The organism is Mitsuaria sp. WAJ17 (genome assembly GCF_014174515.1).
In the GTDB taxonomy this organism is placed as follows: Bacteria; Pseudomonadota; Gammaproteobacteria; order Burkholderiales; family Burkholderiaceae_C; genus Roseateles_B.
This window is the reverse complement of sequence record NZ_JACJUG010000011.1, coordinates 35,774-50,676: the sequence shown is the minus strand read 5'-3', so window position 1 is coordinate 50,676 and position 14,903 is coordinate 35,774. Positions and strand designations below refer to the sequence as shown.

Here is a 14,903-nt window from a genome sequence, read left to right as displayed (position 1 = left end):
CGCAAGTGCAACTTGCCTCAGAAGCTCTGGCTCAAGTCACTGCAGCTGATGCCAATGGACAAGTTAAGTACGAAATTCGAGGGGCTGACCTTGTTTCGGTGCTGGTTGACGGGAACCGTCGAGCTAGCAAATTCACAGAATCCGCCGCCAAGGAATTCGCCAGCCAATGGGAATTGATAGAGCAAAAAGCCAGCACCAGCACGGGCTTCAGCGGCACGCTGTTCAAGTACATCGGCCCGGACGATCCGGCCAGCGGCTTGAAGACCAATCAATATGTGCTGAGCTTCCGGTCGACGGAATTCATCGACGACTACGCGCGGGACAACGCGGCCACCAACACGCTGGAGGTGAAGGCTGGCGGCTTTGCCTATGGGCAGATCGCGGACATGGAGGAGTGGTGGAAGACCCTGAAGGCCAGCTACCCGGACATGAGCTCGGTCAGCGTGACGGGCTACAGCCTGGGCGGCAACCTGGCCACCAGCTTTGCCTTCCTGCGCAAGGGCGAGGGCACGAAGAATCCGGTCGCTGTGAGGGAGGTCTACACCTTCAACGGCGCGGGCATAGGAAGGGTGAAAGGTGGCAGCACCAGCCAACTGGGCGCGGTGATCCAGGACTTCAATGGCTGGCGCAAGAACGGCTCGGCCGACTGGTTCACGGATCCGGTGGCGCGGCGGGAGTACCAGCGCCTGGCCGACAAGTACGTCAAGGGAGCGAGCTGGGACCTGGCCGAGCTTGAGAAAGACATCAAAGCCGTTGACATTGCTTCGCAGGTGAATGGCTATGAAGCGAGCGGACATGACAGGTTGACTCAGCGTCAGGAAGAACTGAAGAAGCTGCGTCTGGCGCTGCTCCAGATGAAGTACGTCTTCCTGGAATCGCAAAAGGCCCCAACGCTCAGTTCTGGCGGCGCCAGCCCCAACCCTGCGAATGTGCCCATGGCCAATATTGCGGGCTTGGACTTCAAGTACCGAATCGCTGTGATTCGAACCTATGGGAAGACGGAAGCGGGGCCGACATCCATTGGCAAGAGCCGGGCTGAAGGCGAGCGCCTGGACAACTGCTATGACGTGTATGCAGAGGAGCCGCCGTCCGCCGTCGCCTTCTCACAGTTCCATTCAGGTGCCCCCACCCCTGTGTTCATCGAGGATCAGCCGCTCTTCCGGGGTGATGCGCTAGGGAACTCCATCGGTGCAATGACGACAGCCTTCGGAACCATGCTCGTCGAAGGCCTGGGGTTCAGCCAGCTGCGGCCGTCCCTGCTGTCCGACAAGTTCTCCATCAACGACTTCGGTGACACCCATAGCCTCCTGCTGTTGACAGACTCCTCGCGCGTCCAGGCGCTGGTGGAGGGGCTGGCTCCGGGGGCGGACCGCGCGACGATCGAGCAAATCCTGAAGCTTTCCTCCAATGCCAAGGCCAAGGGGCAGTTACCGGGCAATGATCAGGGCACGGCGGACGGGGATACCCTGGAGAAATTCCTGGATGGCTTGCGAGCCGTGGTCCTGGGCCCGGCGCCTGTTCAAGCGGACCCCACCCTGACCAGCATCGGGACCGTCAATGCCCGCAACGGCAATACCTGGTGGAACCCGGCATTGCGAGAGTCGCTGGACAAGAACGCCATTCGGCTTGCGACAGAGCCGGGCTACAAGAATCTGGCGGCCTTGAAAACGGCCAAGATCAATCTGTCCTCAGGGCTGTCTTCCCCGGCCAGCAAGGACTTCAGCGCGTTTGCCAGCCTCTATGCCTTGAGCCCGGTGTACGTCTCGGGCAGCGGTGTCGGCGAGGAGATCGGCAAGCAATGGGGGAGCATCTACACGCAGTGGACTCAAGATCGCACGCGGGCTGCGGAGTCGGTGGCTTTCACCTACACGAGCCAATGGATGGATGACCGCTCGGCCTTGCTGGATGCCTTGCTGCAGCGCAATGCCAAGAACCTGAACTCGCCCGAGGAGGCTGTGCTCAGCGGGCGCGAGGCCTACTTTGAGGACCGTGCGTCAAAGACCGTAGTCCTGACTGGTTCTGCTCGCGTAGTGCCTTCTCAGGCCCATGTGCAGAACGTCGTGTTCGGCACCGAGGGCGCAGACACCATTGTTGGCTTTGGCAAAGGTGACCATCTTTTCGGAGGGGCGGGCGCTGATCGCATCGAGGGCGGTGACGGCAGCGACTACCTCGAGGGCAATGAAGGTGACGATGTCCTTGTGGGTGGCGACGGAAACAACACCTTGGTGGGCGGTCAAGGCGCCGACCAGTATGAGCTCAGTGCGCAAACCGGGCAGGATGTGATCATCGATGCCGACGGGTTCAGCTCGATCAGCGTCGGCGGCAAGGCGCTGGTCACCGGCAAGCGGCAAGCTGACGGAACCTATCTGGCGGAAATCTCGGAAAGCGAGTCGATCACCTACAAAATCATCAATCGTGCCGACGGCAAGACCGACCTGATGCTGACCTACAAGTCCAGCGCAGGCTCGCGCAACGTCCAAATCAAGGACTGGAGTCGTGGCGCGGCGATGGCGGGCGCAGCGGCGAAGCGCACGGCCGCAGAAGCCACAGCGGGCGACCGCTCCTTCGGCATCACCCTCGACGACACCCCGCCCCCGCTCCCCGCAGCGGTCCAGACGGGCGATTTCGCCAAGCAGACCTCGCCGACGGACCCGGCCTATGTGCTCATCGATGTCAACGGCCGCTACTTGCCCGGTGCCCCGCAGGAGAACGCCGCGGACATCCTCAATGGCACGAACGATGCCGACCTGCTGCTCGGCAAGGGTGGCAATGACGGCCTCACCGGCGGTGATGGCGATGATGTGCTGGAGGGCGGCACTGGCGATGACCTGCTGATCGGCGGCAAGGGCAGCAACACGATCAAGGGCGGAGACGGCAAGGACTTCATCTACGGCGGAGACCTGCGCTTCACGGACGGGGGCTCCGAGTCGGCGACCACGGGCAAGTTCACGGCACTCAATGCTGACCCTGGCGTCGGTGCGCCGCGCCCCGGCACGGTGCTCGTGAGCCATGGCTACTCGTGGTCTGTGGAGCAGGCCGATGGTCGGGTCAGGCCATCCGTCGGCACGGACAGCTCGACCTGGGTGTTCGGCCAGCTGATGGTGGGAAGCGTCATCGGCTACAAGAAGATCGACGGCACCTGGCGCCGCGTGGTCGGCGAGAGCTTCCAGCTGAAAGACACGGGCGAGGAGGTCGTGCCGGGCAACTCGATCGACGCGGGCGATGGTGACGACACCGTGCTGGCCGGCGCTGGCGACGACCGGGTCGAGGGCGGCGCGGGCGATGACGATATCCAGGGCGGCAGCGGACATGACAACCTGGGAGGCGGTGCCGGAAAGGACGTGATACTGGGTGACGGTTGGGGCTTCAGGGAACCGACCAGCGGCATGGGGGCCAATATCGAATATGCCGCCAAGCCGGGCGCCGACCTGATCGACGGCGGCGACGACGAGGACGTGATCTACGGCCAGCAAGGCGGCGATACCTTGCTGGGCGGCAATGGCGACGACATCGTCTTCGGTGACCGCAATATGCTGCCGCAGGCCACGGTGCTCACCGACGCGGATGATCTTATCGACGGCGGCGACGGCAACGACAGCCTGCGCGGCGAAGCCGGCAGCGACCTGATCCGGGGTGGCAGCGGCAATGACCAGCTCTATGGCGACAACACCGACGAGGGGGCGAGCGCGGCGGATCAGGGCCAGGATGTGCTGGAAGGCGGGGCGGGCAACGACTCCGTCTGGGGCGCTGGCGATGCGGACACGATCAGCGGCGGCGAGGGCGACGACTACCTGTCCGGCGACGCCGCGAGCGATGAGCTGGCTGTGTCGCTGCACGGGGCCGACCTGCTGGACGGCGGTGCCGGCAACGATACCTTGGTGGGCGGTGGCAAGAGCGACACCCTGGTCGGCGGCGCCGGCAATGACGGCCTGCTGGGCGACGGCAGCTCGGACGATGTCATCACCGGATCGGACGATGTGCTCGATGGTGGCGCGGGCGACGACCTGCTGGATGCCGGCGGCGGGGACGATCTGCTGATCGGCGGCGCCGGCCTGGACTTGCTCAAGGGTGGGCTTGGCAAGGACAAATATCTGTTCAATGCAGGGGACTCGCCCTTGGTCGATGGCAAGGTGGAGGTGGTCGATGACAGCGACGGTCAAGGCACCATCCAGGTCACGGGCACATTCAAGGAGGTGTTTTGGAAGGACGGCTCGCTGTTCGTCGGCACCACGGGTCAGGACTTCATCGCGGTCAAGGGCGGTGCGGGCGCCGGCTTCGAGTTTGTCGATGATACCGGCAGCTACACAGCCAGCCAGTTGCTCGCCAACCTGTCCCAAGGCGTCAGCTATTTCCAGAACTCGGCTGGCGAATGGGTGCGCCAAGGCGGCAAGTCGGATGATGTCGTCAATGGCGACTGGTACAACATGCGCCTGAATGGCGGCGCCGGCAATGACGAGCTGAAGTCCACCTACCAGGGGACCAAGTTCGTCTTCAACGCTGGCGACGGGCGCGATCGCATCACCGATCTCAGCACGGGCGTTTCCACGGCCGGCAGCCGTGGTCTGCAAGAGAGCTCGCTGCAGGTTGGGACTGGCATGGGGGCCAGCGGCAGTGTCTTTCATGACAATTCGCTGCAGTTCGGCGCCGGCATCACCTCGCTGAGGCTGGGGCTCAATGCGGCGGGTGAATTGCAGATCGACACGGATGCGAGCGGCACTGAGGGCGTGGTCATCACGGGCTTCAACGCGGCCGATGCCGAAGGGTCGCTGACCATTGACAAGTTCGTGCTGGGAGACGGCACGGTGCTGAGCCGGGCGGAGCTGCTGGCCAAGGGGCTGGACCTCGCGGGCTCGGTGAAAGGGGAGACCCAGCGCGGCAGCTCCGTCAGCGACCGGTTTGCCGCGACCGAGGGCGACGACACGCTCAAGGGCGGGGCGGGCGCAGATGTCTACAACTGGCAGATCGGCGCAGGCAATGACGTCATCGCGGATGGCGATGCCAGCGCATCGGTGGATGCCCTGCAACTTCAGCCGGGGCAGGCCCCCGAGAGCTATCGCTTCCTGCGGGCTGGCAATGACTTGGTGGTGCTCAACACGCTCAGCAACGAGCGCCTGGTGGTGCGTGGGCAGTTCAGCGGCACGGGGGTGGAGCAGATCCGCTTCGACGCCGGCATCAGCTGGAGCGCCGCTGAGCTGGGCAGCAAGCTGTCGACGCTGCCGGCGGGCACCACCCTGCAGGTCGGCAGCGAGGACGCGGACAAGCTGACGGGCAGCGCAGGTATCGACACGCTGCTGGGATTGGGTGGGGACGACTCCCTGCTGGGCGGGGACGGCAACGACGTTCTCCATGGCGAAGCCGGTTCGGACACCTTGCGCGGTGGCACGGGCGAGGACAGCCTGTTCGGCGGTGCCGGCGCGGACCAGCTCTTTGGCGATGCCGGCAACGACACCCTGGACGGGCGCATGGATGGCAGTGGCGACACGCTGGATGGCGGCAATGGCGCGGACGTGTACCTGCTGGGCACCGAGAACGGCAGCGACGTGATCTCCGATTCCGGCACGGACAGCGCCGTGGACGTGATCAAGCTGGATGAAGGCATCCTGCCGGAGGACGTGCAGCTCATCAACGAAGGGGCTGGCCGCATGGCCTTGCGCATCAAGGGAACGGACTCACGGGTCTCGTTCACCTTTGATGCCGGCAGCCCGACGCGCATCGAACGCGTGCAGTTTGCTGATGGCACCAACTGGGCGGCCGAGGACCTGCGGGCCCAGTTCCTGCTCAGGGCCGGATCGGAGGAGGCCGATGTCATCACCGGCTTCGACTCCGCCGATGCCATCAACGGGCAGGGTGGCAATGACACCGTGAACGCCGGCGCTGGGGACGACACCCTGACCGGCGGCACGGGTGACGACCTGCTGATGGGCGGCGCGGGGGCGGACGAGTACCGCTTCGGGCTGGGCGACGGCAATGACACGATCACCGAGGACACGCAGGAATCGGTGACGGACGTTCTGATGCTGGGCGAGGGGATCCGTCCGGAGGCCATGAGCGCCGAGATCGGCCCGGATGGCCGTCTGAAGCTCATTGTGGACGAACAGAACTCCATCACGCTGACGCACTGGTGGACGAAGAGCCCGGCCATCTGGACGGCTCAGCTTGGCGTCGAGCGCGTGAAGCTGGCCGACGGGCGGGACATGACCTTCAGCCAGTTCGTCGAGAAGCTGCAGCAGGTGCGGCGCACGGGCAGTGCCGGGGCTGACACGCTGATGGCTACGTCGGGCACGGACTGGATCCAGGGCCTGGCCGGCAACGACCGCCTGGAAGTGCCTGATCTGCACCTGGGTGGGCAGGACACCCTGGATGGTGGCGAGGGCAATGACACGCTGGTGGGCGGTGTCTTGCAGATCGGGGGGGCGGGTGACGATTCGCTGCAGAGCAATGGCCGCCTGGTGGGAGGAGCCGGCAATGACTCGCTGAAGTTCTGGGGTGAGCTCGCACCAGGGACCTCGCTGAACCAGGTGTTCCAGGAACTGCCGGGCGAAGGGGGCGACACCCTGGAGGCCAGCCTGGGCGCAGGCGCCTGGAATCTCGATGACATCCTGAACATCGAGACGGTCAATCTGAGCACGTCCCGCAGTGTCTTGAGCGGCAGTGTGCTGGGCGGCACGGTCAGCATCGCCGGCACGGCCAATCGCGTGGAACTGGGAGCGGCTGGCGACAGCGTGGTGCTGGCGGCAAGCTCCCGCGGCTCAACGCTCAACGGCGGCGCTGGTGATGACAGTCTCATCAGCAATGGCTCTGGCAATCTGGTGCAGGGCGGCGCCGGCAATGACACGATCACCGCGGGTACGCGCGACACCGTGGTTGGCGATGCGGGCGATGACCTCTACATCAACGGCACCGAGTCCACGGTGCTGCTGAGCCGGGGCATGGGCAAGGACCGCTGGCAAGGCGGCAGCCAGAACTGGATTGCGCTGGAGGGTGATCTGACCGGTGCAGAGCTCAAGGCCGTGCGCAATGGCCTGGACCTGGTGCTGTCCTTGCCTGGCGGAGATCAACTGACCCTGCTGGGCGTGTTCAACGCCACGACCAGCGCCCTGGACAGCACCCGGATCAAGGGCGTGCAGGTGGACGGCGGCAGCATTGCCCTGGATCGCCTGCTGGGGCTTGGAACGACGGGCGTGTTCGGCGCTGGGAACGATGCACTGGCCTTCGGCGCCGGCAATGACACGCTGGATGCCCAGGCCGGCGATGACCTGGTGCTGGCGGGTGCCGGCGCTGACAAGGTCACCGGCGGCTCCGGGAACGACAGCCTCTTTGGGGAGGCCGGGGTGGACACTCTGGCCGGTGGCGCCGGCAGCGATCTTCTGGTGGGCGGCGCAGGCAATGACACCTATGTCTTTGCGCTGGGAGACGGTGCCGACACCATCATGGGGTCTGTGCAGCCGGGGGAATCGAACACCATCGAATTCGGCGCCGGCATCAAGCCGACGGACATCGAGTTCACGCGTGTGAACCTGTCCAACCCCTCGGTGACAGCACCGGGCGGGTCCGCACTCAAGCTCTCGATCAAGGGGACGGCTGACGTGCTGTACATCGAGAACTACTTTGCCCGGGAGGACTGGTCCAATGCCACGCTGCCGGTGAGCACCATCCGCTTCACCAGCAACGGAACGAGCTGGACTGCCAGCCAGTTCGCAGGGCTGGCACGCTGGAAGGTGGGTACCGAGGGCAATGACACGCTGAACGCGGGCAGCGCCGGCGGCCTGGTGGAAGGGCGGGGAGGCAATGACTCTCTGGTGGGCACGGCCAACGAGACGCTGATGGGCGGCGCCGGCAATGACACGCTGGATGGCCACGGCGTCCGGATCGGCGGGGAGGGAGACGACACCTACCTCTACTACGGCGCCGACTTGATCGTCGAAGAGGCCAATGGCGGTTCGGACACGCTGGTCAACGCGGACAAGCTCACCGGCTTTGCCAACATCGAGAACCTCGTCCTGGCCGACTACCACACCTCGGGCGAAGGCAACTACCTCAACAACCGGCTGGTGGCGACCAACACCACCAGCTCCGTCTTCCTGTATGGCTTCGATGGCGATGACACCCTGGTGGCCGGCACGGCGGACAGCGCTTTGGGCGACAGCCTGTTCGGGGGCGCAGGGAATGACACCTACGTCATCACCAACGGCAAGCGCATGCCCAGGATCTTCGAGGACGCGAACGCCGGGATCGACACCGTCTTGCTCAGCGCCGATGGCGTCGAGCCCTTCTCATTCAACCTGGGTGACAAGGACAACGTCGAGAACTACGCAGGCCAGGTCACGCGCGCGCAGAACGTGCAGGGGAATGTTTTGGCCAACGACATCCGTTCGGGAGCGGGGCAAGACACCCTCAGCGGGATGGCCGGCGACGACACCCTGGACGGCGGTGGCGCCAACGATTCACTGGACGGCGGCGAGGGGGCCGATGTGCTCCGCGGAGGGGCCGGCAACGATACCTTGCTCGGGGCAGCAGGCGACGACACCCTGGCCGGCGGCCTGGGGAACGATGAGTTGCGCGGCGGTGCCGGCCGCGATCTGTTCATCTGGGGTGCGGGTGATGGCGACGATCGCATTGCCCGTGACCCGGACTTGCAGGATCGGGTGCAGATCTCCGGCGCGCTGCTCGTCGCCGACCTGAGCTTCCGTGGGGTTGGCGAGCAGGGGGAGGACCTGCAGGTGCTGATCAAAAGCACGCAGGAGCGGCTGACGGTGGAGGGCTTTTTTGCCGATGGCTCCGCCATGACGGTGGCGTTGCCCAACGGTCAGGTGCTGGATCGGGCGGCGGTTGCCGGCCTGGTGCCGACGACCGGCACGGCAGGAGACGAGGAGCTGTTCGGCACGGCCGGCGCGGACCGCCTGGACGGCATGGGTGGGGCCGACACGTTGCATGGAGGGGCCGGGCAAGGCACCTACGTCATTCGCAGCGGGCGTGAGCAGATCATCGATCCGGACGCGAACAGCATCATCCTTCTCTCGGCCGACATGCCCGCTGGCATGGACTTCTCCACCTCCTCGGCGGCGCGGGTGGAATTGCTGGCGGGCAGCCATGCCTCCATCAGCATCGGTGGCAATGGGCCGGTCATGCTGGTGGGCAACGCCGACAGCAACCTGATCTCCGGTGGGGATGGCAATGACACGCTCATCGGCAATGGGGGCAGTGACCGACTGTCCGGCGGGGGCGGTTACGACAGCTACCAGGTGCGCCTGGATGCCGGGCTGACGGTCATTCAGGAGCGCAATGGGCCCGATGCGGGCGGTGCGCTGGTGCTCTCCGCTGCGTCGCCAAGCACACCGGTTCGCTTGTGGGTGAGCAGCCTGGATGGCGCCTTGTCCATCGAGCAGGCGGGGCAGCAGCGGGTGCAGGTGCAGGGATTTCTGTACGCTGACGCGCCGGCTCAGTTGCCGATCAATGCCATCACGCTGCCTGATGGCACGGTGCTCACGGGTGACAGTCTGTGGAGCGCTGCGTTTGGCCAGAGCACGAACGGGAATGACGATGTAGTGGGTACTGTGCATGACGAAGTCCTGCGGGGCTTCGACGGCGCGGACACGCTGCATGGCGGAGGACGGGATTGGCTGGCCGGTGGCGCAGGGGCCGACCGCTACGTGATCGATGGCGCCAGGCTCCAGTCCGTCACGATCGAGGACGACTGGGGTGACGCCAGCACGGCATCCTCGCTCAAGCTGGAGGGGCTGCAGGCCAAGGACCTGCGCGTGGCCGAATGGTACGGATCCCTGGTGTTGTACCGATCAGCAGATGGCGCAGAGCTCCAGCTGCTCGATTGGCAACGTGGAAGTTCCGCAGGAACAGTGCCCAGCTTGCAGAGTGTGAGCTTTGCCGATGGCACGGTCTGGGCGCAGGCGCAACTCCTCAGCAAGCTGGACATGAGTCAGGTGTCCGCAGGCAAGGACTATTGGCGCGGCACGGCCGGTGCGGATGTCGTCAACCTCCTGGCCGGCGACGACCGTGCCGATGGTGCCGATGGCAACGACAGCCTCACAGGTGGAGATGGGAATGACGAGCTCATTGGCGGCGAAGGGGCGGATACCCTGGTCGGCGGCCTGGGGGATGACTACCTGAATGGTCAGGCAGGAGACGACGTCCTGATTGGTGACCAAGGCAATGACAGTCTCTATGTGGAAGGGCCTGGGCGCGAGGTGCTGGATGCCGGCGCGGGCGATGACACCGTGGACGTCTACAGCACGGAAAGCGGCAAGCCTCTGGTCCGCGTATGGGCGGGCGAGGGGAGCGACGTCATCTCGGGCAGCGCCGACGGGTTCATCGACGCGGGGGCCGGCGACGACACGATCCGCGTGACGGAACACCGCCAGCTGTTCGTCATCGGCGGCAAAGGTCGGGACGAGCTCACTGTCGGCGGTGCCGTGGCCATCGTGGCTTTCAATCGAGGGGACGGCCAGGACCGGATTGTCGATAGCGGGCTCTACGCATCGACCGGCGAGGCTGAGGTCAGCATCCGGGTGTTGTCCCTGGGCGGCGGGATCCATGTGTCCGACCTCCAGATTGAGGCCACGGAGGACGGCAATTGGCGGCTGAACCTGGGCTCCGAGGATGAAATCGGCCTGGGCTGGTCCTTGACCGGGGGCGCGCCGGTTCGCTTGCAGGTGATCGACCAGGGCGTGGTCCGTGTGTTCGACCTGACGGCCGTGGCGGAGGACTACCAGTCCTGGCTGCTGAATGGCGGGGCAGAGAGTGGGCCTTGGGATGCACATGCGCAGTTGCTGGCCCACGAGTTGAGCCTGCCCGCCAACCAGGCCTATGGGGGCCAGATGGCCATGGATTACGCAGCGGGCAAGCAGTCATCCCTTGCTGATGCAGCGTCGCTGCTACCCTTCTTCGACCAGCCGGATCGCTTGCTGGCCCCGCTCCCGTATGTGAGTGGAGGCATCAATGGCACGGCCGGGGCGGACAAGCTGACCGGCACCGCGACTGGCGACGTCATGAACGGCCTGGCCGGCAATGACACGCTGGACGGCGGCCAGGGTGCCGACACCATGGCCGGTGGTGCGGGGGACGACCTTTTTCTGGTGGACAACGCGGGGGATGTGGTCAAGGAGCTGGCAGGGGAAGGCCAGGACACGATCCGGGCGTCCGTCAGCTACGTGCTGCCGGACCAGGTGGAAATCCTGGAACTGCAAGGCACCACGCCGATCAATGGCACCGGCAACGACCAGGGCAACAAGCTCGTGGGCAATGCGGCCGCCAACACGCTGGACGGAAAGGCCGGAGCGGACACCATGGTCGGTGGCGCAGGCAATGATGTCTATGTGGTGGACAACGCCAGTGATGCCATCACGGAGAACCTCGGCGAGGGCACGGACACCGTGCAGAGCTGGGTCACCCGGTCACTCGAGGCCAATGTGGAGAACCTGACGCTGATGGGCTCCGCAGGCCTTGGCGCCACCGGCAATGGGCTCAGCAATGTGCTGATGGGCAATGCCGGAGCCAACCGGCTCGATGGCGGGGCTGGCAGCGACATCCTGGTGGGCGGTGCGGGCAATGACGTCTATGTGGTGGATGTTCTCGGCGACCAGATCACGGAGAACGTCGGCGAAGGCACGGACACCGTGCAGTCCTCCGTGTCCTGGATTCTGGGAGCCAACCTGGAGAACCTCACCTTGCTGGGCAATGTGGGCAACTCTGGAACCGGCAATGAGCTGCCCAACCGGATCGTGGGGACCTCTGGAGGTAACAAGCTGATCGGCAACGGAGGAAATGACACGCTGGATGGTGGTGCGGGTGCAGACACCTTGCAAGGCGGGGCCGGCGATGACGTCTACTACGTCGATGCCAGCACCGATGTGGTGACCGAGAACGCAGCCGAGGGCACGGACACCATCTACACCTCGACGAGCCGCAATCTGGACCTCAATGTGGAGCACATGACGCTCTTGGGGACGGGCAATGGCAGCCTCACCGGCAACACACTCGGCAATGCGTTGACGGGCAACGTCGGTGCCAACCGCCTGGACGGTGGGGCAGGGGCTGACACGCTGGCAGGGGGCGCCGGTGCTGACACCTATGTCTTCGGCAAGGGCTATGGTGCGGACCGCATCGTGGAGAACGACAGCGCGACCGGCGTCAAGGACGTTGTCAGCATGAATGCAGGGGTGGCCAAGAGCGAGATGAAGTTCACCCGCAGCGGCAACAACCTGGTGGCCAGCATCAACGGGACGTCGGACAGCCTGACGGTGCAGGACTGGTACCTGGGCACGCAGTACCAGGTGGAGGAGTTCCGCTTCAGCAACGGAGACGTACTGACCAATGCGCAGGTGCAGTCCCTGGTGGTGGCGATGGCAGGGTTTGGCGGCGGGGTGACGGCAGAGATGGCCGGTGCCCTGGGCGAGCCTCTGAGGCACCAGCAGCCCGTGCTGCTCTCGGCTGCGGCGCTGTAGGCCGACAGTTGGGACGCTCGGAGTTGCTGGCTCGAGGTACCACCCGTTCTGGTGTGGTGCCAGCCACCCAGCTGGCTCACGCCATGAGCCACCTGCCATCGAACATGCTTCCCATGAAGCAAATCCAATTCTGGCAATGGACGCTGCGCGACCCCGTGACGGGGCGCGTGGCGCGCACGCAGCGCAAGATGTGCGCCGAGGAGGCGCGGGCGGTGGATGCGATGGCGCAGCGGGTGGACGGCACGCTGGAGTGGCGCCCGGCAGGCGGCACCGCAGCGCAGGACGATGGTGCCGATCAGGCGGCGCGTGAGCGGCGGCGCAGCGCGGCTGGCGTCAGCAGGCCGAGGGCGCCCAGCCCGCCCAGTGCCAGCCACACGGACGCCGGTTCAGGCACCTCGGAGCAGCCAGGCGTGCTGGCCGTGCAGGCGAACTGTGCGGCGCGGCCCATGAAGATCTGCTCGTAGCCGTTGTTGAGGTCCCGGCCGAAGGGCACGCCGCCCTTGAGGTCGCCCGTGCAATTGCCCGGTGTGGTGGCCGCATCGCAGCCCAGGCGGATGTCCGCGTGGAAGGTGTACTTGGCCAGGACGGTGTCGTCCAGCACCGTCGCGAACAGCGTGTTCATCTGCGCGTTCAGCTCGGGGAAGAGGATGGCGTAGGCCGCTTCATTGGCGCCCAAGTTGTGGTCCACCGGCTTGTTGCTGGTGGTGCTGCAGGAGACCGGGATGCCGAAGTTGTTGCGGCAGATGGCGCCGCCGGAAAGCACGTAATCGGTGCTGCTGTTGTCACCGGCCAGCGGGCCGCCGCCCGGTGAGGTGTAGGTGCCGACGTCGCCCAAGAAGGTGCCGCCGCCGCCCTCGGTGAAGAGGGCGTAGCGGCCGGCGCGGTTGGTGAAGTCGTAGTAGCCGAGGTTCATGCCCTGGTCGTCGGTGATCCACACGCGCGCCCAGGCGGCCAGGCTCTCGGTGGCGGTGCCGCCGCTCTTGGTCTGGTTGTTGTTGAAGAAGAAGACCATCTGGTCCGAAGCCAGGAAGGACTTCAGGGAGGTCAAGGAGGCGTCCCAGGTGTTGGACAGATTGCCGTTGATGCTGCCCTGCGAGCCGCGGGAGTTGCCGGCATCCGGGCGGAAGAAGGGCGCGCCGCCCGCGCCATCCGGCGTGCGGTAGGCGTTGTCCATACCCAGGAAGTTGGTCGTCGTCGGCCCGTTCTCGGTTCCCGTGGCCAGCACCACCAGGCTGTCGATCTGCCCGGGTGACGAGGGCACGTAGTACTGGCAGCCAGCCTTGGTGCCGCCGCACTGATCGATCACGGCGAAGGGCAGGGAATAGGACTGCCCGTCACCGTACTGCACATACTGAACGCTGCTCAGGTTGATGCCGGGACCGGCAAGCGCCAATGGGCTGGCACTCAGCCCTAAGCAAGCCAGAAGGGTGGAACACAGCTTGGAAGCAAGGTGAAGACGGCGGTCCATGGCAACTCCATGATGTCTTCCCTTCCATGACAGTCCTGCGAGGGCGGAGGTCAACTGGCGGACCTGTCCTGCGATCGCGACGAATCATGCCGACCCATCCTCGTCAGCCACAAAGCATGCATAGGCCGTGCCTACTCCCCTGAAGTGACGGGAAATCAAGGACTTGCAAAGGGTGTTTGATCGTATGACGAACATCAGGCTCTGGATCTGTCAAGAATGCCGACAGTGCCTTGTCTTGCATGGGTGGCGGCGGGCACTACCATGGCCGCCATGACTGAAAACGATCACCGGCATCCGGCCCCGGGTCTGACGCCGCGGCTGCGGGCCCGGGGCCTGGGCTGGCATCCGCCGGGCGCGCCGGGCGCTGGATCGCCGTCGCGCCTGCTGGCCGGGCTGGACTTCGAGCTGGGGCCCGGGCTGCATCTGGTCCAGGGCGGGGAGGGCCGGGGCAAGACCGCGCTGCTGCACCTCCTGGCCGGTCCTCTGCAGCCGGACGCCGGCCATCTGGATCGGCAGTTGGCAAGCCTGGCGTGGCCGAATCCGCTGGATCCCGCATGCGACGCGCAGGAGGCCGCCGACTGGCTGGCTCAGGAGCGCGCAAGGCATGCCGACTGGAATGCTGACGTGGTTGCGGCCCTGCAGGATGCCTGGCAGCTGGGGCCTCACATCGCCAAGCAGATGCACATGCTCTCCGCCGGCAGCAGGCGCAAGCTGGGCCTGCTGGCAGCGGCGGCCAGTGGGGCGGCGCTGGTGCTGCTGGACATGCCCTTCGCGGCCCTGGACGGGCGTTCCCGGCGCGTGCTCCTGGACGTGCTGGCGGAGGCCGCGGCACAGCCTCGCCAGATCTGGGTGATGGCCGACTACGCCGCGCCTGCCGGCCTGGATGCATCCCTGTTCGCTTCGCGCATTGAACTGGGTGACTGAAGGCTGCCGTCCCGGCGGACTTGCGCTAGCCTCGGGCCATCAACCGCTGCCAG

Annotated in this window: 3 protein-coding genes; 2 read left to right on the top strand and 1 reads right to left on the bottom strand. The window is 65.6% G+C overall.

Annotated elements, in window-relative coordinates:
- Positions 1–173 precede the first annotated feature (173 nt).
- The gene (locus H5407_RS10840; RefSeq protein WP_183104463.1) at positions 174–12,458 is read left to right on the top strand and encodes a calcium-binding protein; all 12,285 of its coding nucleotides are present in this window, start codon (positions 174–176) and stop codon (positions 12,456–12,458) included.
- Between the two features lie 295 nt (positions 12,459–12,753).
- Here H5407_RS10840 and H5407_RS10835 read toward each other — a convergent pair whose 3' ends face one another.
- Positions 12,754–13,926, bottom strand: a complete 1,173-nt coding sequence (locus tag H5407_RS10835) for a PEP-CTERM sorting domain-containing protein (protein WP_183104462.1) — start codon at positions 13,924–13,926, stop codon at positions 12,754–12,756.
- A gap of 270 nt (positions 13,927–14,196) precedes the next feature.
- Here H5407_RS10835 and H5407_RS10830 point away from each other — a divergent pair, with 270 nt between their 5' ends.
- On the top strand, positions 14,197–14,850 hold the full coding sequence (locus H5407_RS10830) for an ATP-binding cassette domain-containing protein (protein ID WP_183104461.1): 654 nt from the start codon (positions 14,197–14,199) through the stop codon (positions 14,848–14,850).
- Positions 14,851–14,903 lie beyond the last annotated feature (53 nt).